Raw genomic sequence first — 23663 nt, forward strand, 5'->3', positions numbered from 1 at the left:
AGTGTGTTTTAATTACAAAACCGTCACTTTTTCAAATGACGGCTTACAATTTTATAATGCAGGTTTATTATGATTGAAAAAATGATAATAAATCTTTATTAATCGTTTCTGCTTCTGTAGTGGGCATTCCATGCGGAAATCCGGGATAAGAAATTAGTTTTCCATTTTTAAGAAGGGTAGCGGCAATTTTACCTGTAGTTTCAAAAGGAACGATTTGGTCATCTTCGCCATGAAGAACCAGAACAGGGACTTCAGTGCTCTTAAGGTCTTCTGTAAAATCAGTTTCAGAAAAAGCTTTAATACAGTCATAATGAGCTTTGATAGATCCCATCATTCCCTGTCTCCACCAGTTTCTCTGGATGCCTTCAGAAACTTTAGCGCCTTCTCTGTTATACCCGTAGAAAGGGAAGGTAAGATCAATATAGAATTGTTGTCTGTGATGAGCGGTATTATTACGGATATCATCAAACACAGAAATAGGGACACCATTCGGGTTGTTTTCATTCTTAACCATAATTGGCGTAACGGCACTTATTAAAACTGCTTTTGCCACTCTTCCTTTGCCGTATTGCGCTACATAACGGATCACTTCACCACCTCCGGTAGAATGTCCTACGTGGATGACGTCCGTAAGGTTTAATGCGGTCACAATTTCGTCAACATCTGACGCATAAGTATCCATATCATGTCCTTCCGGAGTCTGTTCGGATCTTCCGTGGCCTCTTCTGTCGTGTGCAATTACTCTGTACCCTTTCTCTAAAAAGAATAACATCTGCGCATCCCAGTCATCGCTGGATAATGGCCATCCATGATGGAAAAATACCGGCTGTCCTTTTCCCCAGTCTTTGTAATAAATCTCTGTTCCGTCTTTTAATCTAAGTGTACTCATTGTTTTATTATTTAATAGGTTATTGATTGCGCAATGGATGTCACCATTTGTTAATTACAATACAAAGGTATATTTATATCTTTCAATGAATATTGATGTAGGATAATATTTAATAATAAATTAACAAATTACAAAACAGAAAAACCTCAAAATACTTTGAGGTTTTTATATGATAGGTAACAGACGTTCAGTCTGTTAAAACTATTTAGCTGGTTTTTTAGGACTCATCATCATGATCATTCTTTTTCCTTCAAGTTTAGGAAGCTGGTCTACTTTTCCAACATGCTCCAGTTCCTGGGCAAGTTTTAGAAGCAAAATTTCTCCCTGATCTTTAAAGATAATTGAACGTCCTTTAAAAAATACGTAGGTTTTTAATTTTGAACCTTCTTCAAGAAACTTTTCAGCATGCTTCTTCTTAAATTCATAATCATGGTCGTCGGTCTGAGGTCCGAAACGGATCTCTTTTACAACCACTTTTACCTGCTTAGCTTTTAGTTCCTTCTGCTTTTTCTTTTGCTCGTATAAAAACTTTTTATAGTCTAATATTCTTGCAATGAAAGGCTCAGCCTTATCGGAGATTACTACCAGATCAAGTTCCTGCTCTGTGGCAAGTTGTCTTGCTTTGTCAATCGGATAAACTCCCGGCTCTACGTTATCGCCCACCAAACGAAGCTCTCTCACACGAATTTTATCGTTGATCAAGTGTAAGTCCTCCTGTACCGGACGTCTCTGTGGGCCCCTGTTGTTAAATCTTTGTGCTATTGTATTATAATTTTATTGGTTAATTACTATTTTATCTTAAATTAAAAGATTGAGGAATTAAGAGATTGAAAAATTACTAAGCGTAAATCAATCTTTTAATCATTAAATTTTTTAATTAAATTTTATATCGCTGCCTCTTTTTTAAAGTAAGAAACAAAATCCTCCATATTCATGACTCCAAGATCGCCTTCTCCACGTCTTCTTACAGAAATTGTGCCGTCATTCTCCTCATTTTCACCGACAACTAGCATGAACGGAATTTTTTTCAACTCCGCATCACGGATCTTTTTCCCTGTCTTCTCATTCCTGTCGTCAATCAGACCGCTAATATCGTGATTTTCCAAAAATTGTGAAACTTTTTTTGCATAATCTACATATTTTTCACTAATCGGTAGAATAATGAACTGATCAGGACTTAGCCATAACGGGAAATCACCTGCAGTATTTTCTAAAAGAATCGCGATAAAACGTTCCATAGAACCGAATGGTGCTCTGTGAATCATTACCGGTCTGTGCTTCTCATTATCGTTTCCGATGTAGTGAAGATCAAATCTTTCCGGTAAGTTGTAATCCACCTGAATGGTTCCCAGCTGCCATTTTCTTCCTAAGGCATCTTTTACCATGAAATCCAGTTTTGGACCGTAGAATGCAGCTTCACCATATTCTACAATCGTTTTCAACCCTTTTTTCTCTGCTGCATTAATGATTGCGTTTTCGGCCTTTTCCCAATTTTCATCGGAACCGATATATTTTTCTCTGTTATCAGGATCTCTTAAGGACACCTGAGTTACAAAATCTTCAAAACCTAATGATTTGAACACATAAAGCGTTAAATCAATTACCTTTTCAAATTCTTCTGAAAGCTGATCCGGAGTACAGAAAAGGTGAGCATCATCCTGAGTAAATCCACGAACTCTTGTCAATCCGTGAAGCTCTCCGCTCTGCTCATATCTGTAAACAGTCCCGAATTCTGCATATCTCTTTGGAAGATCCCTGTAGCTCCATTGTGAAGTTTTGTAGATCTCACAGTGGTGAGGGCAGTTCATAGGCTTCAGCATGAATTCTTCTCCTTCATTTGGAGTTTTGATAGGCTGGAAGCTGTCTGCACCATATTTATCCCAGTGTCCGGAAGTTACATACAGCTCTTTTGACCCGATGTGCGGTGACATTACGAACTCATAACCTCCTTTTTTCTGAGCATCAGAAAGGAAATTTTCCAGTTTTCTTCTTAAAGCAGTTCCTTTCGGCAGCCATAGCGGAAGACCGGCACCCACTTTTTCAGAGAATGCGAAAATGCCCAATTCTTTACCCAGCTTTCTGTGGTCTCTTCTTTTAGCTTCTTCCAGTTTTTCAAGATACTCAGTAAGTTCTTTCTGTTTAGGGAAAGAAATTCCGTAAACTCTTGTCAACTGAGGATTTTTTTCATTTCCTCTCCAGTAAGCTCCCGCTGCATTCAGAATCTTAACAGCTTTTACAATACTTGTATTCGGAATGTGACCTCCACGACATAAATCCGTGAAATCATCATGTGTTACAAAAGTAATTTCTCCATCATTAAGATTGGATATAAGCTCTACTTTGTAAGGATTATCCGCATATGTTTTTAATGCCTCTTCTTTAGAAACAGGATATAAAGAGAATGTTGAACCTTTTTTGGCATTTTCCAAAACTTTCTTTTCAATCTTTTCAAAATCCTTTTCCGATAAACTTTCGTCCCCGAAATCCACATCATAGTAGAAGCCACTTTCAATGGCAGGTCCTATCGTTAGCTTAGCATCAGGATAAAATTCAAGGATAGCCTGCGCCAGAAGGTGGGCAGAAGAATGCCAGAACGCTTTCTTTCCAAGATCATCATTCCATGTCAACAATTGTACCGTTGAATCCGTGGTTATAGGTGTGGTCGTTTCTACTTGTTTGCCGTTTACAACTGCGGAGATGGTATTTCTAGCCAATCCCTCGCTTATAGATTTCGCCACATCTAAAGGAGTAACTTCTCCTTCGAATTCTTTGACACTATTGTCTGGAAGTGTAATTTTTATCATTGTTTACTAAGAAATTTTAAGTTGCAAAAATACGCATTTTTTAAATAATATGCTATTTTTAAAGTATATTTGAAGTAAGAATTGCTGTTGAATCTTCAAATTTAGATTCGTTATTTTAAATGTACTCATTCCCAATCTAAATTTCACCTGGAAAAACATATTGAAATTCCCGGTATTTTACAGTAATAATGCTGTGAAAATGAGATTTTTTTGCGCAGTAATTTACAGCAATTCAAAAGAAATGATAATGTACGATGATATGAAAAACTTTACTATTGACCTGCACTGCGATTTACTATGCTATTTATTAAAAGCGGGCTCAACAATTGACGACAGAGAGTTGGGATGCTCACTTCCGTATTTAAAAGAAGGAAACGTGAAGCTTCAGGTTATGGCAATATATGCTTCAACCGGTGCAAACAGTACTGTTGAGGGAGTAAAGCAGAGTGAAATATTTTCAGACCTTTTAAAGAATGAAAATTTCTTTCTGTTTGAAAACGGAAACTATAAAAACACTGAAAACGAAGATCGGGTAGGCATTATAGCCTCCATCGAAAATGCATCGGCTTTTTGTGATGAAAATGACACTCTGGAATCAGGATTTAAAAACCTGGAAGAGATCATCAGGAACACAAAGAGAGTTCTTTATCTGGGGATCACTCACCATACTGAAAACCGTTTTGGCGGCGGGAATAATTCTGAAGCCGGCCTGAAAAATGACGGAAAAGTCCTGATCGATTATATTGCAGACCGAAGGATTGCCATCGATCTTTCCCACACGAGTGATCAGCTGGCTTATGATATCCTAAATTATGTAGACCAAAAAAATTACAAAATTCCTGTTCTGGCAAGCCACTCCAACTACAGAAGTATCCAGGACAAAAAGCGAAATCTTCCGGATGAACTGGCGAAAGAAGTGATTAAAAGGAAAGGCCTGATCGGGCTCAACCTTATCCGGGAATGGCTTGACGAAAAGAATCCTGAGAGGCTATATGAACATATCCGATACGGGCTTGATCTGGGAGCAGAAGATGTTATTGCATATGGTGCAGATTTTTTCTACGATAAAGGCCATCCGGATAAATCCCGTTATCCTTTTTTCTTTGAAGGATATGATAATGCTTCATTATTTAATATTACCAACAGCAGAATTGAAAAAGATTTTTCCACAGAAATAATGGAAAAGATCAGTCATAAAAATGCATTGGACTTTATAGAAAGGATTTAAGTGTTGATCCGACTTTCAGGCTCCTCAGCCATCTGATACTCTTTGCATTTGATTATAAAAACGAAAATCCTGTAGTTGGCTGAAACTATTGAAGCATCTGCAGGATTTTTAACTCTTCCTCTTATATCTCACTTTCTGTTTGATAATCTCAATCACATCCACATTTTTCACCTTAGATTTCACCCATCCATGGATGTCAATATAGAACAGTGATCTCCTGTAATATTCATTTTTAGAAAATCCATCAAGCACTTCATCAAAAGCATCAAAAGCTTTATGATGCTGATCTAATACCAGACTGTTAATGTTTTTAAAAAACTGAATGCTTTCAAAATGAAATGCTTCCGGTTTCTTCATTTTTCGGGCAAATTTAAGGGTAGAATTGATGAATTCATCATAGTCTTCATCATTTCCGGATTCATATTTCGCCATCAGGATCAGGATCCTTGTGTGGAATAGAAGATCTTCCTGAACATTGCCCTTACATTCCACAACCTTCATGGAATATTCGATGGACTTTTTAAACTTTTTGCTTCCGAAAAACATGGCTGCCATTTTCAGGTAAAGGATCATAAAATGATGCTCGTCAATTTTTTCCCGAAGTCTTTCCATCTTCAGTTCAATCTCAGGGATAAGTTTTGTCCCTGTGAAAAATTCACCTTTTACAAAATGAATATTCATTAAAGTATTGTAATGGGTAAGAAAGATCAGTGCCTGCAGATTTTCGTTCTGGGCAAAATTCTGTGAATTGACCATCGCATTGAAATGCTCAAAATGCTCTTCCAGGATATCAATATTTCCATAAAGGAACAGAATTTTCAGCAGGTAAGTGTTTCCTTTGATATACCACACCGGATGACTGATGATCATCTCCGGTTTTTTGTGGAACAGATCTACCCACTGATAGGCATATTTCAACGTGTATTTGTAATCCTGAAGTAATTGGTTTTTCCAAACATGAGCTTTGAAATACCAAAGCTTTTCCGTGAAATTCAGCCGATCTAGTTTAATTTTCTTAATCTGATCATTGAACAGATTTAATACTTTTTCCCGGTCTGTATCATTTTTTACATAGCCATACGTAAGCATTTCACTGTATAACTTCAGAGAAAGGTTAGACAGTTCCGTTGCATAATGATTCTGCCTGCTGATTTCGGTAGACTGCTCAATCAGTTCATCGGCACGCCCCTCAATACTTCGGGTAATAAATTGTGATTCAATGACTTTTTCAAGATTGATAATCTCTGACGCAATGCTTTTTTCATCCAGCTCCAATGCAGACTGTTTGGTTTTGTCCAGTATTTTTAAAGCCTGTTTATAAAGCCCTTTCTGGTAAAGAATATTGGCAAAATCAAGCTGCTCACGAAGCTGTATCCTGTAGTTCTGGTGACTGGGATTCATTCGTAAGCTTACGAGGATCTGTTTGTACAGATGGGCTTTCAGGTTGGAAAGCTGCTGCTTGGTAGAAATTTTTTTCTCAATGATGATCTGCTCATCATATTCCTTCATCTTATCCAGTTCCGAGAAGAGGAGCAGAAATTTAGCATCAACATTAATTCCGAGACGGTTCACATACAGCCTGAACTGTCGTTTCTCAGAAGTGGTTAATGACTTAATCAGTACAAACAAAAAATCTTTCTGCAATTCTGCCATTGTAAATTTATAAAATGTAATAAATTGATTATTAAGTAAATGCGGTTATTTTTCCGGCTATTGAATATTGTAATTTTCAGACAAGATGAAAACGTAAAAATATTGTAAGCAGTAGTTTTGATCAAAATTAAGTAAAAAACTTCATTATGAATTCCGAAAAAATCGAAATTTTTGATACGACGCTGAGGGATGGGGAACAGGTCCCCGGATGTAAACTGAATACAAAACAAAAACTGATTATAGCAGAAAAGCTCGATATGCTAGGGATTGACGTAATTGAAGCTGGTTTTCCGATTTCAAGCCCCGGAGATTTTGAATCGGTTTCAGAGATTTCAAAGCTGGTAAAAAATGCCAAAGTTTGTGGACTGACAAGAGCCAATAAAAAAGATATTGATACCGCTGCCGAAGCATTGAAATATGCAAAAAAGCCACGTATCCATACAGGAATCGGAACTTCTGATTCTCATATTAAATATAAATTCAATTCAACCCGTGAGGATATCCTGGAACGGGCAGTAGAAGCCGTAAAATATGCCAAAAGCTATGTAGAAGATGTGGAATTTTATGCAGAAGATGCGGGAAGAACAGATAATGCCTACCTAGCAAGAGTCTGCGAAGAAGTAATTAAGGCCGGAGCTACTGTTTTGAATATCCCGGATACAACAGGGTATTGCCTTCCTGAAGAATACGGTCAGAAAATAAAATACCTGAAAGAAAATGTGAAAGGCATGGAAAAAGCAATTTTGTCATGCCATTGCCATAATGATTTAGGGCTTGCTACAGCCAATTCGATTGCAGGAGTTATCAACGGAGCGCGCCAGATTGAATGTACGATCAACGGCTTGGGAGAACGGGCCGGAAATACAGCTTTGGAAGAAGTAGTCATGATTTTAAAACAACATAAGGATCTGAATTTCCATACAGATATCAATTCAAAAATGCTTAATGAAATGAGTCTGATGGTTTCTGATCTGATGGGAATGCCGGTACAGCCGAATAAAGCTATTGTAGGGGCCAATGCTTTTGCACACAGCTCAGGAATTCATCAGGACGGTGTTATTAAAAACCGTGAAACGTATGAGATCATTGATCCTGCAGAAGTAGGCATCGGTGCTTCATCTATTATTCTTACGGCAAGAAGCGGTCGTTCCGCATTGGCGTACAGGTTTAAGCACATCGGTTACAATGTCACTAAAAATGAACTTGACTTCTTGTATCAGGAATTTTTAAAAATCGCTGACCGGAAAAAAGAAGTTAAAAATGATGATCTGTATATGATCATGGAAACATGCAGCCGGAAAATAGGATAGTATTGATTTAACAATCAAGGAAAATTGAATATGGACAATAATAAAAAGACACTTTTTGACAAAGTTTGGGATGCCCACGTTGTAGAAACAATTCCAGACGGACCTCAAATCATTTATATAGATAAACACCTGATCCATGAGGTAACCAGTCCTCAGGCCTTTGCAGAACTTGAAGCCAGAAATCTTGACGTTTTCAGGCCAAAGCAGATTGTAGCTACGGCAGATCATAATGTTCCGACCCTTAACCAGGAACAGCCCATTCGTGATGACCTGTCCAGAAACCAGGTAGAACAACTGACTGAAAACTGCAAAAAAAACAATATCGAATTATTCGGATTGGGACATCAGTATCAGGGCATTGTACACATTATAGCTCCGGAACTGGGAATCACTCAACCGGGAATGAGTATCGTATGCGGAGACAGCCATACTTCTACACACGGCGCTTTTGGTGCCATTGCTTTTGGGATTGGAACCAGCCAGGTTGCGCAGGTTTTTGCCAGCCAGTGTCTGCTGCTTAATAAGCCAAAATCTATGAGGATTACAGTCACTGGAAAACTCAATGATAATGTTCAGGCAAAAGATGTGATTCTTTACATTATTTCCAAAATCGGGACCGATGGCGGAACAGGGCATTTCTGTGAATATGCAGGAAATGTCTTTGAGGAAATGTCTATGGAAGGAAGGATGACAGTCTGCAATATGAGTATCGAGATGGGTGCAAGAGGCGGAATGATCGCGCCTGACCAGACTACTTTTGATTACGTAAAAGGAAAAACATTCGCGCCTAAAGGAGAAGAATGGGCCGATAAACTGGCCTATTGGAAAACCCTGAAAACAGATGAAGGTGCTGCTTTTGATAAAGAACTCACATTTGATGCTTCGGATATCTTTCCAATGATCACCTACGGAACCAATCCGGGAATGGGAATTTCAGTGAATGAAGCCATTCCTGTTCCCCAGAATGAATCCGAAGAAAAAGCGCTTCACTATATGGGGCTGAAGGCCGGGCAGGAAGTCTCAGGGATTAAAGTGCAGCATGTATTTATCGGAAGCTGTACCAATGCACGGATAGAAGATTTCCGTTCTGCAGCAGCCTATATTAAAGGAAAAAATAAGTCTGAAAATGTAAAAGCCTTAATCGTTCCCGGTTCTCAACAGGTTGTAAAACAAATCTATGAAGAAGGGCTGGATAAGATTTTTAATGATGCGGGATTCCAGATCCGCCAGCCCGGATGCTCAGCATGTCTGGCGATGAATGATGATAAAATTCCCGAAGGAGAGTACTGTGTTTCAACCTCAAACAGGAATTTTGAAGGCAGGCAGGGACAAGGGGCCAGAACTATTTTAGCCAGTCCGCTTACTGCAGCTAAAGCAGCTATAGAAGGTAGAATTTCAGCTTTTGAAAGCTTAAACTAGAAGAAAAATAATTTTTTAGAATATATTTTAACCACAAATACACAAAAAGGTATACCATTTTAGCCATTCTTGGTTTGCAAAAAGAGCATTTATTTTTTTGAAAATCCATGATTTTATTAGTTTGAACTTCTATACGGTACCTTTTATTATTTTCTGTGTCTTTGCGGTTCTAAATCCAATAATATTACAATACATGCAAAAATTAGTCATCATAAAATCCACTGCAGTTCCGTTACCCGCAGAAAATATAGATACAGACCAGATTATTCCGGCAAGGTTTCTGAAAAGTATAGACCGAAAGGGTTTTGGTGAAAACCTGTTCAGAGACTGGAGGTATAATATCCATACAGGAGAGCCTAATGCTGATTTTGTACTGAACAGCCCCAGATTCAGCGGAAAAATTTTAGTGGCAGGAAATAATTTCGGATGTGGAAGCAGCAGGGAACATGCAGCATGGGCATTAACGGATTATGGATTTAAAGTAATTATTTCCAGTTATTTTGCAGATATCTTTAAAGGAAATGCCTTAAATAACGGACTCCTTCCGGTAAAAGTTTCTGAAGAATTTTTAAAAGAAATTTTAGAAGGAATTAATGAAAATCCGGATAATGAAATTGCTATTGATGTAGAATTACAGTCTGTTAGTTTTAAAGATACAACCGAGACTTTTGAGCTTGATTCCTATAAAAAAATCTGCCTGTTGAACGGCTATGATGATATTGACTTTTTAATCAGCAAAAAACAGGTGATACAACAATTTGAACAAAAAACACAAAAGTATGAGCAACAGTTATTTTAAAATAGCAGTTCTTCCCGGCGACGGGATCGGACCGGAAGTGGTCAGTGAAAGTATTAAAGCATTGGATGCCGTGGCAGAAGTTTTTAACTGCCAGTTTCATTTTTCCTATGGATTGATGGGCGCCGAAGCTATTTTTAAAACTGGTGACCCTCTTCCCGAAGAAACATTAAAGATCTGTAAGGATTCAGATGCCGTTCTTTTTGGAGCCATTGGAGATCCGGTTTTCGACAATAATCCTGAGGCAAAAGTAAGACCTGAACAGGGATTGCTGAAGCTCCGTAAAGAGCTGGGGTTGTATGCTAATATCAGGCCTTTGAAAACCTATGCCTCACTGATCGATAAAAGTCCTTTGAAAAGGGAGATCATTGAAGGAACAGATATTCAGATCTTCAGAGAGCTTGTGAGTGGTATTTATTTCGGTGAAAAATTTACAGATCCGGATGGTAAATATGCCTATGATGTCTGTAAATACAGCACGGAAGAAATTATTCCTATTGCCCATATGGCTTTTAAGGAAGCTGAAAAAAGAAAAAAGAAGCTTACGCTGATCGACAAAGCCAATGTTTTGGATACTTCAAGGCTTTGGAGAAAGACCTGCCAGAAAATTGCCTCTCAATATCCTGATGTACAGTTGGATTATATATTTGTTGATAATGCAGCTATGCAGCTTGTTCTGAACCCCAAGCAGTTTGATGTTATTCTTACCGAAAATATGTTCGGAGATATTATTTCTGATGAAGCAAGTGTTATTGGCGGTTCCATCGGGCTCTTACCATCAGCATCAATAGGTGAGGAGAATGCCTTGTTTGAGCCGATCCATGGTTCGTATCCTCAGGCCAAAGGAAAAGGAATTGCCAATCCTGTTGCCTCTATCCTGAGCACAGCCATGATGCTTGACTACCTTGATCTTCCTGAAGCTGCTGACAAATTGAGAAGGGCAGTGGAGCATGCTATTGAGAACAGATATGTTACAGTAGACCTTAATGCTGAGCAGCATTATTCCACAAGTGAGGTAGGAAGCTTTATCACGGATTATATTAAATATTCTGAGAAATCTTATTACAATATTGAAAATATCAAGATCGGAAAATCTACGATCGTATAGTTTTTACTTAACAGTTCACATAAATAATAGATTAGTTAGAAAGGTTCTGTCTCGAATGAGGCGGAATCTTTCGTTTTTATCTGCTTAAAGATTTACAAGAACATGCTTTTTAAACCACAAAAGTTCTTTTATTTTTTTAACCACTTTAGAGCACTTTAGTTTTAAAATTTTTATATCCTGAAAATATTAAGTACACATAAACCTAAAATCAAAAATTTTAATATAACTTAAGTGTACTTCGTATGCGTAATGTATTAACCTTAAAATAACTAAAGTGTTCAATAAGCTTTTGTGACTTTTGTGGTTTAAAATTTCCAATAAAAAAGGTTCTACTCGTGAGCAGAACCTTTTCGTTTATTTTTTAGTATTATCCGTTTTTCCTGATTTGTTTTTCGAGGATTTCTGAACATCTTCTTTATCAATATCAGGTGGATTGCTTTTTTCTGATGAAGCAGGAATATTTTGAAAATCCTGATTCTGTTTTTTCGTTTCTGCTGAATTGGCAGATTCCTTTTTTTTGTTGTCTTCTGAATTCATAGCTTTACATTTTTAGAGTCCTAAAACACCGAGCTTGCCGGTTTCATCTTCTATGGTATAATTCAAGGCTTTTGCCAAAACGAAAATATTATTAAGATTTTCCATTAATTGTTTGCGGCCTTCTGTTCTCAACTGATTCTCATTAATAGATTTAACTGCAGTTTCCTTAGCTTTCTGAGTCACATTTTTAATATCTTTTTCTGAGATTCTGTTGAAAAAAGAATCGTCCAGCGACTGGATCTCAACGCTTGGTGTAATTCTTATTTCTGCATCAGGAAGCTCGGTGATTACCAGTTTTTTGTTGATAGAATCTACTTCTATCTTCATTTTATTAAGATCATAAGAAACCTGTGCATTGGTCTTGGTATAAGTAATAATACTGTTGTTCGACACTTCTTTTCCAAACACCTCGTAGCCCATCTTGGTTTTCTGCATGCTGGATACATTCTGTTCCATGACCACCATTTTGTTCATTTTTAAAATCTGGTTAGTCAGGATATAATAATCCGATTTTTCCGTCTTTCCACCAATGTTGAAACATGATTTAAACCCGAAAAAAAGGATCAGCATAACAAGAATTCCCGCCGCAAATGATATGATTACTTTGTAATTTCTCAACTTTATTTGTTAAAAATTTCTTTGATTACAGAACTATCGTCTTTTTTCAGAATTTCAGCCAGATCTCTTTCAATATATCCTGTTTTAGGCATTTCTATGATCCTCCCGATTTCTTTACCATATCTTTCAACAATAATGGTAGGAACTTTCTGGATGTTATAACGCACCTCGTCTCCGGTAGGAGATTCTTTTTTACGGTTAACAGCAATGATTGTCAGCTTATTATCCGGATATTTTAATTCCTCAATAATCTTCATCAGTCTTGGAAAATCTCTGTGGCTGTCTTCACACCATGTTCCTATAAAAACCACAAGAGAATAGGTATTGAACTTGGCTTTCTTTAATTCAGCAATCGCTTTCTGATCAATAGCATATTCATCATGCTCCTTCACATACCAGTCTGCATAGGGAGCCTTTAAGAATTGTTCTTTGAACTGATTTCCCAAAAGCATTTTGCCATCGTTCTGAGTTTCTACTTCACGGTTCATCACCACTTTCTGGGCACTGAACTGCTGGGAAGCCAAAACAAGACATGAAATGGCAACAATATTGGTAATAAATTTTTTCATATTATTTTTCGATAATTGTTTTTAAATCTGCAGGGGAGTAGTACTTATTCTTAAGAACTTTATGGTCTGCTTTTCTGTAGACATTAAATTTCTCTCCTGACTTTTCATAAAAAGATTCTACCTCTTTTTCTTTATAAAATGCTACAGTTTCCTCTGCCTGTTCTGCATTATCGCATGCTTTAGACATATTGGAACGCTGTACTTCGTTGAATAGCTCTACAAATTTATTGCCAAGTCCGAATTCCAGAACGGCTCCGCTTAAAACATACTGAAGATCGCAAAGGGCATCAGCTATTTCTACAATATCGTTATCAGCGATAGCCTGCTTTAATTCATTTAATTCTTCCTGTAAAAGTTCAACTCTGAGGTTGCATCTTTCCTGAGACGGAATTTGGGGTGTATCTAAAATTGGGGCTTTAAAAGTGGTGTGGAATTCTGCTACCTGGTTCAGACTGTCAATTTTATCCATTAATTTTATTATTTACAGCAAAGATAGAAAACGATTTTGGAAAATTTGTAATACTCATTAGATATCTGTTCTTATAAAAGGTTAAATAACCGTTGCCTGCAAAGATGTTTTCACCAAAAATCCACAGCTTAAACTGTGGATTATATTTTTAAATTTTGAAATATATTAATGAAATTTTTGAACCTTTAATTCTAAACCATTAAGGATGATTAAGCTTTAAGGATATTAAGATGAGCTTCACTGTTTTAAGGATTTACTTAAAAAATCCTCTTGATTTTTCTTAACTTCCCTTAATTTCTTCACTTCTCTTAATGGTTTAAAAATATAAACAGCTATTCCAGTTCTTCATATTTCCAGATACCGGAAATGTTTAAAAGTGTTAGCCCCGGCTGCCATTCTCCGTAACTGAATACACAGAAGTATTTTGAATGGCAAAATCTGCAGTCTGTTCCAAAATATAAAGTAGGTAAGTCATTTACCGTTAACTCTCCGAGATACGATATTCTACGGGAAGTTTTAGTAACGATTTTTTTTTCTAACAATTCATCTTTTGATAATACCTGATCATCATTGTAAATCTGAAAAATCGGGAATCCGGATTTATATGGGAATATTTCAATGGAATTCTCCTGACTGCAATCACAACATGTAAATTTTGTTTCAGCTGCCGGGATTATTTCATCATTGCTGAAATGATTTTTGGCAATGGCTGCCTGGCTGATGAGTTTTATTTTTTTTGATATTGAATACATCTGAGTTTATTTATTGCTGAATCACTGTGCCTACCTGGTTATTGTATTTTCCGCTCGGGCTTTTTTTGATGGTAATCTTTACATATCCTTCTTGTGCGAGTTTATTCCATGTCTTCTGATAGCCTGTTGCCACATCAATCGGGATTTTCCACATGGTCTGTTTTCCTCCGCCGATCTGGTTAAACCAGGGAATTACATCTGCCGTTTGAGATTTGAAAGGTAGTAAATTATTCAGAACATCTATTTCGTAATAGAAATCATATTTGTTTTCAGGCTGGTTTAAGGCTCTTTGTGAGAAAGTATAGACATATCCATTTACGATAGGGCTTGTAAAGCTGCCTCCCAGAGTAGGAACCCCTGTTCCGTCATAGCTGCCCACAGCTCCGCTGTATCTGTCGAATTTTTGTCCGGCCTGGAACGGAACATCATCTACAATATTATAGCCACCGTTGGCAGGTGGCCATCCTCCATTGAGATTATTTGCCTTAAAAAGCGCTTCCAGATCACTCCATTTCCCCTGTTTATATAAATCAAAAGCCTGATTTCTGATTGCCTGACTTACCGTTCCGGCCGGATCATAAGTTAAAGCGAATTCATCTGCATTTTTATAGAATACATGGGTAACGATTCCCGTAGGCTGATCGGTTTCTTCATTGTCCGAACTGCAGGCAACTGAAAAGAATACGGTTGTCAGTAAAAAGAGATACTTAAATAAATGTTTCATGGTAAAAGTTTTATGGTTATTTTATTTTTTAAACAGGATCATATGATATTTTTTGCACGCAATAGTATATGTCCGTTTTCCTATAAAATGGTAACGAGAGAGATATGACAAGATATTTTCTGCGACCTGGCTTTTAAAGCACACAACCTGGTTCTAAGAATCGGGATTAAAGAGAAACAATTGCATCGCCATCAGCCAGAAATCCGGTCCCGGGCTTATCTCAAATACTGATTGGGCAAACGATACAATGAAGAAGTAATTTGAATGGTAAATTTAAATCAAAATTTTAAATATTAATTAATTTTTTAACAATAAAACATTATGTAAGTTTTTAATGCATTAATAATCAGTTTTAGAATATTTTATACTAGTTGTTTTCAATAAAAAAGACTGCCCGATAAGGCAGTCTTCATAGTGTTTACTTAATAATGGTTATTAATTTTTAATGAATCTCTTGGCAGCTTCTCCAACCTGGATCATGTAAGCACCTTTAATAAGTCCGCTTACATTTACACTGCCTCTTTCCAGTTTTCCTGAATTGATTAGTTTTCCACCCATATCGAAGATTCTGTAATCTTCAGATGTCGTATTTGAGATATGTAACAGGTCTCTTACAGGGTTTGGATACACCTTGATATCAGTGATAAGATCTTTGGTATCAAGAAGGTCTCCTTTTCCTGAAGAAACAATATTCAGGGTATAGTCTTCAACCTGGCCATAAGTATAAGCTTCACATGAAGAAGTAGGTACAGAACTGTACTTCATCATGACTCTCATTCTTGTAGAGCCAACAGTGGCAGTGGCAGGAATTGTAATACTTCCTGTTACAGGAGTGGTTGTAGAACCTGCTTTAGACCAAGCTAATTCTCCGCTGTCTGTAAAGTCGCCATCGCCGTTATAATCGATATACACTGCATAAGCTTCGCTGTAAACCGTAGATGTCCACGTAGGAGTTACAGAAATAGTATAAGCGCTTCCTCTTGTTACATTGGTAGAAACAGAAGTGAAGTTTTCATATCCGGCAGTTCCCGTCGAAGTATTGTTAATGGTTCCGAATTTCACATTTCCAATTCTTTCATCCGCTGTATTGCTTGCAGAAGATGAACAGTAAGTTACTGTACCTCCGGAAAGTGTTGTAACACTTACTGTATTGCTTGAAGGCGATACATTTCCTGCTGCATCTTTAGATTTAACAGTAAAGCTGTACGTTGTGGCAGGCGTTAAACTTGTTACCGTATATGTTGTAGATGCTGTGGAACCAATAAGTGAAGCACCCTGATAAACGTCATAACCTGTAACCGCTACATTATCGGTAGCTCCGCTCCAGGAAAGATTGGTTGTGGTAGATGTAGTCCCGGAAGCCGCAAGGGTAGGAGCTGTAGGGGCAACAGTATCTGTACCACCGCCTGCATTGACAGTAATATTGGCATTATTAACATCAAAGAAGATATGGCTTGAGCCTTTTACCATAATTCTTCCGGTTGTAGTAGACGAATTAGGAATGGTTACCGCCTGAGTTCCATCGTTAGGTGTTCCTGCAAGAAGGGTAGTCCATGTATTTCCGCTGTCTGTTGACCAAAGAATATCTACATTGGCAGCATTTACTCCATTGGCTGTGGTTCCCGCTACATTCCATGTTACGGTTTGTGAGCTTCCTCCTGAATAGGTAGTGGCTGAATTCTGTGATGAAACGCTGAAAGGTCCGGCAGTTCCGTTTACTGTGATCAGAGCATCATCAGAATTATTTCCTGAACCTCCGGCTCTGTTATCACGGACAGTAAATCTGAAATTTAAAGATCTTGCTACATTGGATAAAGCTTCCACTGTGATCTCTGAACCTGCTGTAGTGGTGCCTCCCGTTAAGATAGATGCCATTCTTGGGAAATATCTTGTTGGAGAAGTCGTAGGAGTCCATGATCTGAAAGTAGGACCTGATGCTTTGGTAGCGCTTGCTGCAGAGCTTGCTCCGGTTTGGGATGATGAAGCATTGTCCATCTGTTCCCAGATATAAGTTAATGAATCTCCGTTAGCATCGGTTCCTGTGCCTGTAAGCACGAACGGTGTTCCTTTAGGAATAGTATAATCAAGACCGGCATTAGCTGTAGGAATGGCATTTCCCGTAGAAGTGCTTACCGGACATGTTTTAGCTTTGATATTATTGGTGATCTGCTGGATGCTTATTGCATGGAAAAATGCATCGGAATGAGGTTGGATATCCTGCGCAGTAATCCCTGCATAGCCCATAATGGTTGATCCTGAGCCAGGTTCCATATTAGCGCCGGTTCCTTCATTATTCATAGAGAAAGTGTGGTTTCCTCCAAATTGATGCCCCATTTCGTGAGCAACATAATCGATATCAAAGTTATCTCCTGAAGGAATAGCATCTGCCGGAGAGGTATATCCGCTTCCTTTTGAACCGTTCGTACAGATACAGCCGATACAGCCCGCATTTCCGCCGCCTCCTGAAGCTCCGAATAAATGCCCGATATCATAATTGGCTTCTCCGATCACGGAAGTCAGTGTACTTTGAAGCTGTGAGTTCCAGTTGCTCATTCCTGAAGCGGCAGAATATGGATCCGTAGAAGCGTCTGTATAAATTACAGCATCATTGTTGGAAATCAGGACCATTCTTGCTGCAAAATCTTTTTCAAAAACACCGTTTACACGGGTCATTGTGTTATTAATGGCAGCAAGGGCATTCGCTTTAGTTCCTCCAAAATAAGTAGTGTATTCTCCGGTAGTTGAAAGAGCAAGTCTGAATGTTCTCAGTTTGGCATCATCTGCATTGGGTCTGGCAGCAAGGGTATTGGATACTCCTTTCTGTGCTACATCAATAACGGTACATTCAAATTTATTGAGATCATCTTTTTTGTCTGATTTTCTGTATACAACATAAGAAGAAAGATCTTTAGCATAAGGTTCAATAAAAACTGCAGATTTGTCACCATAGATCTCCATAGAAGAAAGACCGAGTGAGGAAATACTGAAATAAACAGTTGAATTGGAATCTGTCAGGCCTTCGCCTACATAAGATTTAATATCCGGATATTTCGCGGCTAACTGAGGGTCAAAGTTTGAATTTTCTCTCACTTTAAAATTTTCCATTTTTCCTTCAGAATTAGGAAAAGAAATGATAGTTTCTGATTTTTCTCCCGGAGCAAGCCTTTTGGGGGCCTTGTTGAGAGCGTTTTTCAATCCTTCGAAATCTAAGCTGTAGATTTTCGGATTATTAATTGAGGTTTTGTTTTCAAAAATGTTTGAAGGTGCTTTTTTTGAACCTTCACTCCAGAGACGGTCAGTCTGCGCGAAAGAAATGCCTGTAATAAGAAGCATTCCAATCATGGATAATTGTTTTTTCATAAATCATTTATTTAGATTGTGGAATATCAAAGCTAATAAAAAATAATTTACGAAAAACAAAAATATTTAAGAATAATTTAGAGTATGCGTTTAATTTATTATGCGATACATTGAAAATGTATTATCTCAAAAAAAGAAAATAGCATACGCAAAATACGTATGCTATTCAATTATTTACAGAATAAATCTAATTACATTTTATCATCGGCAGTAGGTCCGTAAAGTCCGGGAACTTTATTTCCTGTCGACCTTAAATACACTACAAGCTCTCCTCTGTGATGATACAGGTGATTGTATAAAAACCCTCTGATTACCTGTATTTTCTGGGCAGGAGGGAAGATAACGTTTCCGTTCATTTCCATTTTCCACTCATTAAAATACGTGTTTTCATCAGAATTTTCTAAAACTTTCTGAGCTTTTGCAACATTTTCTTCAAATTTCGCTACAATATTCTCAATCTTAGAAATATCTCCTTTATCATACTGGTAGTTTCCCATATCGAAAACATCCAGGTTAAAGGTAGAGTCGTACCAATTGTACACTTCAGCAATGTGGGACGCAAGTTGTCCTGTTGTCCAGTTTTTCTCGGATGGCTGCCAGTTTAAGGCACTGTCCGGAATTGCTTTTAAAATTTTTCTGGTATTTTCTGCTTCATGCAGAAATTCACCTAAAAGAGCTTGTTTAATCATTTGTGTAAATATTTTAAGTTATTTTGTTATATCTCTTCCGATTACCATTCTCTGGATCTCTGAAGTTCCTTCACCTATGGTACATAATTTAGAATCTCTGTAGAATTTCTCAGCAGGGAAGTCTTTTGTATATCCGTAACCTCCGAAAATCTGCACAGCATTGTTAGAAATTCTTACACAGGCTTCAGAAGCATATAGTTTTGCCATTGCCCCTTCTTTAGTCATCTTCTGTTTGGCATTTTTCAGTGTTGAAGCTCTCTGGATCAGAAGTTCAGCTGCATCAATTTCCGTAGCCATATCAGCCAGCATAAAGTTGATCGCCTGGAATTCAGCGATTGCTTTTCCGAACTGATGTCTTTCTTTAGCATATTTTAAAGCCGCTTTGTAAGCACCTCTTGCTGTTCCCAAACTTAAAGCTGCAATAGAAATTCTGCCTCCGTCCAGAATTTTCATAGCCTGTTTGAATCCTTCTCCTACTTCTCCCAAACGGTGAGAATCCGGTACACGAACATTATCAAAAATAAGTTCAGCTGTCTCAGAAGCACGCATTCCCAGTTTGTTTTCTTTCTTTCCTGAACTAAAACCAGGCATTCCTTTTTCCAGAACAAAAGCAGTAGAGTTATTTTTAGCTCCTATTTCACCTGTTCTTGTCATTACTACGGCAATATCTCCTGAAATAGCATGTGTGATGAAGTTTTTAGCTCCGTTGATGATCCATTCGTCACCGTCTTTTACAGCAGTGGTAGACATACCTCCTGAATCAGAACCTGTATTGTGCTCCGTAAGTCCCCATGCTCCGATCACTTTTCCTGAAGCAAGCTGCGGAAGCCATTTGTTTCTCTGCTCTTCATTTCCAAACTCATAAATATGATTGGTACAAAGTGAATTGTGTGCAGCTACAGAAAGACCAATAGACGGATCTACCTGAGAGATTTCATCCAGAATAGTCACATACTCATGATAACCCAAACCGGAACCTCCGTACTGCTCAGGAACTACAATCCCCATAAATCCCATTTCACCCAGCTGATGAAATAATTCTTTAGGAAATGTCTGGCTCTCGTCCCACTCCATAATATTCGGTCTGATATTTTTCTCAGCAAATTCTCTTGCTGTTTCTGCTATCATTTTAATGTTGTCAATAGTCTCTGTGTTCATATAGATAAAATAGTTAGTTCCCAAAGATAATTAAATTGACGGAAAGCCAAAAATAATTATTTAGCTCATAGGACTATATACGCAATATTTTAATAATCAATTTTTTATATTTTAACAATTAATGATTTTTTAATAAAAAATCCAGAACTTCAAATGTTTTAATTTACTATTTTAGTCACTAATTTTTGCGGAATGAAAAAACATTTACTACCTGTTATTTTGATTTCATCACTTGCTGCTGCCCAGGTTCCTGCGGGATATTATGACGGAACAGCGGGACTTACAGGCTATGCACTGAAATCTAAGCTACACGATATTATTTCTGAGAAGAATGTCAACTGGCATTACGGTGATTTACCCAATCTATATAATCAGACAGATTTAGATAAGTATTATGATCACGGACCAACCAATACTACCATTTTATTGGATATTTATTCGGAGATTCCTTCTGGTCCTGATTCCTATGAATATACATCGGCAAACTTAATAAGCACTTCAGGATCTGAAGGTTTAGGCTTCAACAGGGAACATGTTTTACCGCAGAGTACTTTTAACAGTGATTATCCCATGTATTCTGATTTACATTTTGTGATCCCTACGGATGCAAGAATCAATCAGCTTAGAAATAATTATCCTTATGGTATTGGGAATTCTACGGTTCATTATACATTTACAAACTCATCTAAAATTGCCAATAGTGCTATTCCCAATTACGTTTATACCAATAGGGTATATGAGCCAGTTGATGAATTCAAAGGAGATATTGCGAGGATGCTGCTTTATTTTGCTGTAAGATATGAAGATAAACTGCCTTCCTTCAATTACTCAACCAATATCAACCCTGCCATAGACCGGTCTCCCCTGGATGGAACCGCAGAGCGGGCTTTTGATCCTGCCTATATTTCGATGCTTCTTCAATGGCACCTTCAGGATCCTGTATCTCAAAGGGAAACAGACCGCAATAATGCCATCTATACTATTCAGAAAAACAGAAACCCGTTTATTGACAACCCTCAATGGGTGAATTCCATCTGGGTACAGACCCCTGATGCTGTGGCGCCACAGGCTCCTTTAAATTTAAATTCCATTCAGTCCGGAGCTTATTTTACTCAATTAATATGGTCACCAAGTACAAGTTCAGATGTTATCGGATATAATATTTATCAGAATGGCGTTTTTTTAACCACCACAAAATCTTCATCAGTAGTTATTGACCATCTGACACCCTCCACCTCTTATACCTTTACCGTAAGAGCATATGACCAGGGTTACCTGCAATCTTCTGACAGCAATTCAATCACAGTATCCACATCAGCCGCTGACACAAATGCCAGGGATCTTTTTATCGTTAAATATATTGAAGGGACAGGTAATAACAAAGCTCTGGAAATTGCCAACAGAACCGGCCATGAGGTAGATTTAAACAATTACAGTATAAGAGTACAATATTATAATAATACAACCAGCTCTTATTATTTCGGTAACAGTTTTGAACTTGAAGGGAAAATACCCAATAATGAAAATTTCGTCATTCTGAACCCTAAATCTGCATTGTCATGCTATACCGATAATGATGCACGGTTTCTTACAGCAGGTGAGGCTTTAACTTTTGCAGGTACTCAATATGTAGAGCTGGCCTATAAATCAGCAACGGTTGATGCTATAGGAAGTAAATTTGTGAGTAATGCATACGGAGATGTTTCCCTTTACAGAAAAACTACGGTGAGCCAGCCAACAACTACTTTCACTATCGGAGAGTGGGATTCTTACGCTGCTGATTACTGCCAGAATCCAGGGACATTATCCACAACCGAACTGATGACTTCCAATAATGAGTTTAAAATATATCCAAACCCTGTTTATGATGATCTTTTCGTAAGTGGAGAAACTCAGGATATTAAAATGGCTCAGGTATTGGATACTTCAGGAAAAATAATCTACACGGAAAAAGATCCGTTCAGAAATAAGCAGAATATTTCCGTGCAACATCTTTCAACAGGATTATATTTCTTAAAACTTGATGATAGAGCCTATCAGTTTATCAAAAAATAACAGGTAACTGTCATTGCGAGCGGAGCGGAGTAATCTATAGAACATTTTCAACATTATTAATAGGAAATTGCTTCACTCCGCTCGCAATGACATAAAATATGCGTATAAAGTTGCTGTTTAAAGCATCATTGATATAAGCAGATTCACTAATAATCAATATCTATAAGTGTTTCTGCTTATATTTTTTATTTATAAGTAATTATGCTTATATTTGCACAATGATAGCGGTCATAACCGGTGATATTATAAATTCACAGCATGCAGACACAGAAGTTTGGATCACCAGACTCAAGAATCTCCTGGAAAACTGGGGAAGTTCACCGCTCGCATGGGAAATTTACAGAGGAGACGAGTTTCAGCTCAAATGCAGTATAGATGAAGTATTCTGGCGTTTCCTAGCCATTAAGTCCCTTATTAGAAGTCAGGAAAATTTAGATGTAAGAATTGCCATAGGCATTGGAGAAGAGAATTTTTCCTCAGACAAAATCACCGAATCCAACGGAACAGCTTACGTGCATTCCGGAAGACTGCTGAACGACCTTAAAAGTGACGGTCACACCGTTTCTATAAAAACCTCAAACGAAGCCGTAGACAGGGATCTGAATATCCTCCTGAAATGGTCTTCAAAAGATTTCGACAACTGGACGGTAGCTACGGCAGAGATCATTCATGAAATGGTCATGAACCAGGATATCACACAGGAAGACCTCGCCAGGAAGTTTGCAATTTCACAGTCCTCGGTAAGTCAGAGACTGAAGCGCGCCAACTACGATCTTATCGTGGAAACTAATCAATATTTTAGAAAGAAAATCTCAGAACTGTAAGCATGATCTTTACTAAACTCATATTGGCACATCTACTCGGAGATTTTATTCTTCAGCCAAATTCTTGGGTTGCCGATAAGGAACGCCGTAAGCTGAAAAGCCCGTACTTGTATCTTCATGTTCTGATCCATACCGTTTTAAGCTTTGTTTTTCTATGGAATACGGATCTGTGGTGGGTTTCATTGCTGGTCGGGATCTCTCATTTTATTATTGATGCTTCAAAACTGATCTTCCAGACTGTAAAAAATAAGAAAAGATGGTTTTTCATAGATCAGTTGCTGCATATTCTTGTCATTGCCGGGATCTCATTTTATTTCAAAGAATTCAGTTTTGATTTTCTGCAGAATCAACAATTTTTGAAAATATTGATAGCTGCAGTGTTTCTCACAACACCAGCTTCAATTTTTATTAAGATAATATTGTCTTCCTGGACTCCAGCTCCGGAAACACAAAGCAGCATACAAACAGAATCTCTGTCGAGTGCAGGAAAATATATAGGAATATTGGAACGTCTCCTGGTTTTCACTTTTATTATGGTAAACCATTGGGAAGGCGTAGGTTTTATGGTTGCTGCCAAATCGGTTTTCAGATTCAGTGATCTGGCACAGGCCAAGCAGAGAAAACTGACGGAATACGTACTTATTGGTACACTACTGAGCTTTGGAATGGCAGTTTTAACGGGAATTTTAATTAAGTAATAT

General features: G+C 37.7%; 21 protein-coding genes. 8 read left to right on the top strand and 13 right to left on the bottom strand.

The window, feature by feature from the left end; all coding sequences use genetic code 11:
* Window positions 1-67: 67 nt before the first annotated feature.
* From AC4IFE_RS07940 to thrS, 3 genes are all read right to left on the bottom strand, one after another.
* The gene (locus AC4IFE_RS07940; protein ID WP_490756152.1) at window positions 68-889 is read right to left on the bottom strand and encodes an alpha/beta fold hydrolase; all 822 of its coding nucleotides are present in this window, start codon (window positions 887-889) and stop codon (window positions 68-70) included.
* 201 nt (window positions 890-1090) lie between these two features.
* Entirely contained in the window at window positions 1091-1591 is a 501-nt protein-coding gene (gene infC / locus AC4IFE_RS07945; RefSeq protein WP_172617123.1) for a translation initiation factor IF-3, read from the bottom strand.
* 182 nt (window positions 1592-1773) lie between these two features.
* A complete protein-coding gene (thrS, locus tag AC4IFE_RS07950; protein WP_490756153.1) occupies window positions 1774-3693 on the bottom strand; it encodes a threonine--tRNA ligase in 1920 nt (639 codons plus the stop codon).
* A 199-nt stretch (window positions 3694-3892) separates the two neighbouring features.
* On the opposite strand from thrS, the gene AC4IFE_RS07955 reads away from it, so the two are divergent.
* Window positions 3893-4921, top strand: coding sequence for a dipeptidase (locus AC4IFE_RS07955; RefSeq protein ID WP_490756155.1), 1029 nt, complete (start codon window positions 3893-3895; stop codon window positions 4919-4921).
* Between the two features lie 108 nt (window positions 4922-5029).
* Here the strand turns inward: AC4IFE_RS07955 and AC4IFE_RS07960 are convergent, their stop codons facing one another.
* A complete protein-coding gene (locus tag AC4IFE_RS07960; protein ID WP_490756157.1) occupies window positions 5030-6574 on the bottom strand; it encodes a hypothetical protein in 1545 nt (514 codons plus the stop codon).
* A 146-nt stretch (window positions 6575-6720) separates the two neighbouring features.
* Here AC4IFE_RS07960 and AC4IFE_RS07965 point away from each other — a divergent pair, with 146 nt between their 5' ends.
* The 4 genes from AC4IFE_RS07965 (at window position 6721) to leuB (ending at window position 11207) form a co-directional block, all read left to right on the top strand.
* Entirely contained in the window at window positions 6721-7884 is a 1164-nt protein-coding gene (locus AC4IFE_RS07965; RefSeq protein WP_490756159.1) for a 2-isopropylmalate synthase, read from the top strand.
* A 30-nt stretch (window positions 7885-7914) separates the two neighbouring features.
* On the top strand, window positions 7915-9303 hold the full coding sequence (leuC, locus tag AC4IFE_RS07970) for a 3-isopropylmalate dehydratase large subunit (RefSeq protein WP_490756161.1): 1389 nt from the start codon (window positions 7915-7917) through the stop codon (window positions 9301-9303).
* Between the two features lie 193 nt (window positions 9304-9496).
* Window positions 9497-10102: a 3-isopropylmalate dehydratase small subunit gene (leuD, locus tag AC4IFE_RS07975; protein ID WP_490756163.1), complete on the top strand. Its 606-nt coding sequence runs from the start codon at window positions 9497-9499 to the stop codon at window positions 10100-10102.
* On the top strand, window positions 10083-11207 hold the full coding sequence (leuB, locus tag AC4IFE_RS07980; RefSeq protein ID WP_490756165.1) for a 3-isopropylmalate dehydrogenase: 1125 nt from the start codon (window positions 10083-10085) through the stop codon (window positions 11205-11207). The genes leuD and leuB overlap by 20 nt, the downstream gene beginning before the upstream one ends.
* Window positions 11208-11561: 354 nt before the next feature.
* Here the strand turns inward: leuB and AC4IFE_RS07985 are convergent, their stop codons facing one another.
* The 9 genes from AC4IFE_RS07985 to AC4IFE_RS08025 all read right to left on the bottom strand — a co-directional run bounded on the left by AC4IFE_RS07985 (window position 11562) and on the right by AC4IFE_RS08025 (window position 20083).
* Window positions 11562-11744 carry a hypothetical protein gene (locus tag AC4IFE_RS07985; RefSeq protein WP_034730159.1) on the bottom strand — a complete coding sequence of 61 codons (183 nt, stop codon included), beginning with the start codon at window positions 11742-11744 and terminating at the stop codon, window positions 11562-11564.
* A gap of 12 nt (window positions 11745-11756) precedes the next feature.
* On the bottom strand, window positions 11757-12362 hold the full coding sequence (locus AC4IFE_RS07990) for a DUF4230 domain-containing protein (protein ID WP_490756167.1): 606 nt from the start codon (window positions 12360-12362) through the stop codon (window positions 11757-11759).
* A 2-nt stretch (window positions 12363-12364) separates the two neighbouring features.
* A complete protein-coding gene (locus tag AC4IFE_RS07995; RefSeq protein ID WP_490756170.1) occupies window positions 12365-12931 on the bottom strand; it encodes a TlpA family protein disulfide reductase in 567 nt (188 codons plus the stop codon).
* A 1-nt stretch (window position 12932) separates the two neighbouring features.
* On the bottom strand, window positions 12933-13400 hold the full coding sequence (locus tag AC4IFE_RS08000) for a pyrophosphohydrolase domain-containing protein (RefSeq protein WP_073063272.1): 468 nt from the start codon (window positions 13398-13400) through the stop codon (window positions 12933-12935).
* A gap of 332 nt (window positions 13401-13732) precedes the next feature.
* Window positions 13733-14152 carry a hypothetical protein gene (locus tag AC4IFE_RS08005; protein ID WP_490756172.1) on the bottom strand — a complete coding sequence of 140 codons (420 nt, stop codon included), beginning with the start codon at window positions 14150-14152 and terminating at the stop codon, window positions 13733-13735.
* 10 nt (window positions 14153-14162) lie between these two features.
* On the bottom strand, window positions 14163-14876 hold the full coding sequence (locus tag AC4IFE_RS08010; protein ID WP_490756174.1) for a hypothetical protein: 714 nt from the start codon (window positions 14874-14876) through the stop codon (window positions 14163-14165).
* Between the two features lie 435 nt (window positions 14877-15311).
* The gene (locus AC4IFE_RS08015; protein ID WP_490756176.1) at window positions 15312-18236 is read right to left on the bottom strand and encodes a zinc-dependent metalloprotease; all 2925 of its coding nucleotides are present in this window, start codon (window positions 18234-18236) and stop codon (window positions 15312-15314) included.
* A 191-nt stretch (window positions 18237-18427) separates the two neighbouring features.
* Window positions 18428-18925, bottom strand: a complete 498-nt coding sequence (locus AC4IFE_RS08020) for a DinB family protein (protein ID WP_490756178.1) — start codon at window positions 18923-18925, stop codon at window positions 18428-18430.
* Window positions 18926-18943: 18 nt separating this feature from the next.
* Entirely contained in the window at window positions 18944-20083 is a 1140-nt protein-coding gene (locus AC4IFE_RS08025) for an acyl-CoA dehydrogenase family protein (protein ID WP_490756180.1), read from the bottom strand.
* A gap of 192 nt (window positions 20084-20275) precedes the next feature.
* On the opposite strand from AC4IFE_RS08025, the gene AC4IFE_RS08030 reads away from it, so the two are divergent.
* The 3 genes from AC4IFE_RS08030 (at window position 20276) to AC4IFE_RS08040 (ending at window position 23660) form a co-directional block, all read left to right on the top strand.
* Window positions 20276-22138: an endonuclease gene (locus AC4IFE_RS08030; RefSeq protein ID WP_490756182.1), complete on the top strand. Its 1863-nt coding sequence runs from the start codon at window positions 20276-20278 to the stop codon at window positions 22136-22138.
* 218 nt (window positions 22139-22356) lie between these two features.
* Entirely contained in the window at window positions 22357-22962 is a 606-nt protein-coding gene (locus tag AC4IFE_RS08035; RefSeq protein ID WP_490756184.1) for a SatD family protein, read from the top strand.
* Window positions 22963-22964: 2 nt separating this feature from the next.
* A complete protein-coding gene (locus AC4IFE_RS08040) occupies window positions 22965-23660 on the top strand; it encodes a DUF3307 domain-containing protein (RefSeq protein ID WP_490756186.1) in 696 nt (231 codons plus the stop codon).
* Window positions 23661-23663 lie beyond the last annotated feature (3 nt).

The organism is Chryseobacterium sp. UF-81, from assembly GCF_058245105.1.

What these genes read in the sequence shown, in the direction of transcription:
- AC4IFE_RS07940 (WP_490756152.1), bottom strand. Translation starts at nt 889, where the DNA reads ATGAGTACACTTAGATTAAAAGACGGAACAGAGATTTATTACAAAGAC.
- thrS (WP_490756153.1), bottom strand. Translation starts at nt 3,693, where the DNA reads ATGATAAAAATTACACTTCCAGACAATAGTGTCAAAGAATTCGAAGGA.
- AC4IFE_RS07955 (WP_490756155.1), top strand. Translation starts at nt 3,893, where the DNA reads ATGAGATTTTTTTGCGCAGTAATTTACAGCAATTCAAAAGAAATGATA.
- AC4IFE_RS07960 (WP_490756157.1), bottom strand. Translation starts at nt 6,574, where the DNA reads ATGGCAGAATTGCAGAAAGATTTTTTGTTTGTACTGATTAAGTCATTA.
- AC4IFE_RS07965 (WP_490756159.1), top strand. Translation starts at nt 6,721, where the DNA reads ATGAATTCCGAAAAAATCGAAATTTTTGATACGACGCTGAGGGATGGG.
- leuC (WP_490756161.1), top strand. Translation starts at nt 7,915, where the DNA reads ATGGACAATAATAAAAAGACACTTTTTGACAAAGTTTGGGATGCCCAC.
- leuD (WP_490756163.1), top strand. Translation starts at nt 9,497, where the DNA reads ATGCAAAAATTAGTCATCATAAAATCCACTGCAGTTCCGTTACCCGCA.
- leuB (WP_490756165.1), top strand. Translation starts at nt 10,083, where the DNA reads ATGAGCAACAGTTATTTTAAAATAGCAGTTCTTCCCGGCGACGGGATC.
- AC4IFE_RS07985 (WP_034730159.1), bottom strand. Translation starts at nt 11,744, where the DNA reads ATGAATTCAGAAGACAACAAAAAAAAGGAATCTGCCAATTCAGCAGAA.
- AC4IFE_RS07995 (WP_490756170.1), bottom strand. Translation starts at nt 12,931, where the DNA reads ATGAAAAAATTTATTACCAATATTGTTGCCATTTCATGTCTTGTTTTG.
- AC4IFE_RS08000 (WP_073063272.1), bottom strand. Translation starts at nt 13,400, where the DNA reads ATGGATAAAATTGACAGTCTGAACCAGGTAGCAGAATTCCACACCACT.
- AC4IFE_RS08005 (WP_490756172.1), bottom strand. Translation starts at nt 14,152, where the DNA reads ATGTATTCAATATCAAAAAAAATAAAACTCATCAGCCAGGCAGCCATT.
- AC4IFE_RS08010 (WP_490756174.1), bottom strand. Translation starts at nt 14,876, where the DNA reads ATGAAACATTTATTTAAGTATCTCTTTTTACTGACAACCGTATTCTTT.
- AC4IFE_RS08015 (WP_490756176.1), bottom strand. Translation starts at nt 18,236, where the DNA reads ATGAAAAAACAATTATCCATGATTGGAATGCTTCTTATTACAGGCATT.
- AC4IFE_RS08020 (WP_490756178.1), bottom strand. Translation starts at nt 18,925, where the DNA reads ATGATTAAACAAGCTCTTTTAGGTGAATTTCTGCATGAAGCAGAAAAT.
- AC4IFE_RS08025 (WP_490756180.1), bottom strand. Translation starts at nt 20,083, where the DNA reads ATGAACACAGAGACTATTGACAACATTAAAATGATAGCAGAAACAGCA.
- AC4IFE_RS08030 (WP_490756182.1), top strand. Translation starts at nt 20,276, where the DNA reads ATGAAAAAACATTTACTACCTGTTATTTTGATTTCATCACTTGCTGCT.
- AC4IFE_RS08035 (WP_490756184.1), top strand. Translation starts at nt 22,357, where the DNA reads ATGATAGCGGTCATAACCGGTGATATTATAAATTCACAGCATGCAGAC.
- AC4IFE_RS08040 (WP_490756186.1), top strand. Translation starts at nt 22,965, where the DNA reads ATGATCTTTACTAAACTCATATTGGCACATCTACTCGGAGATTTTATT.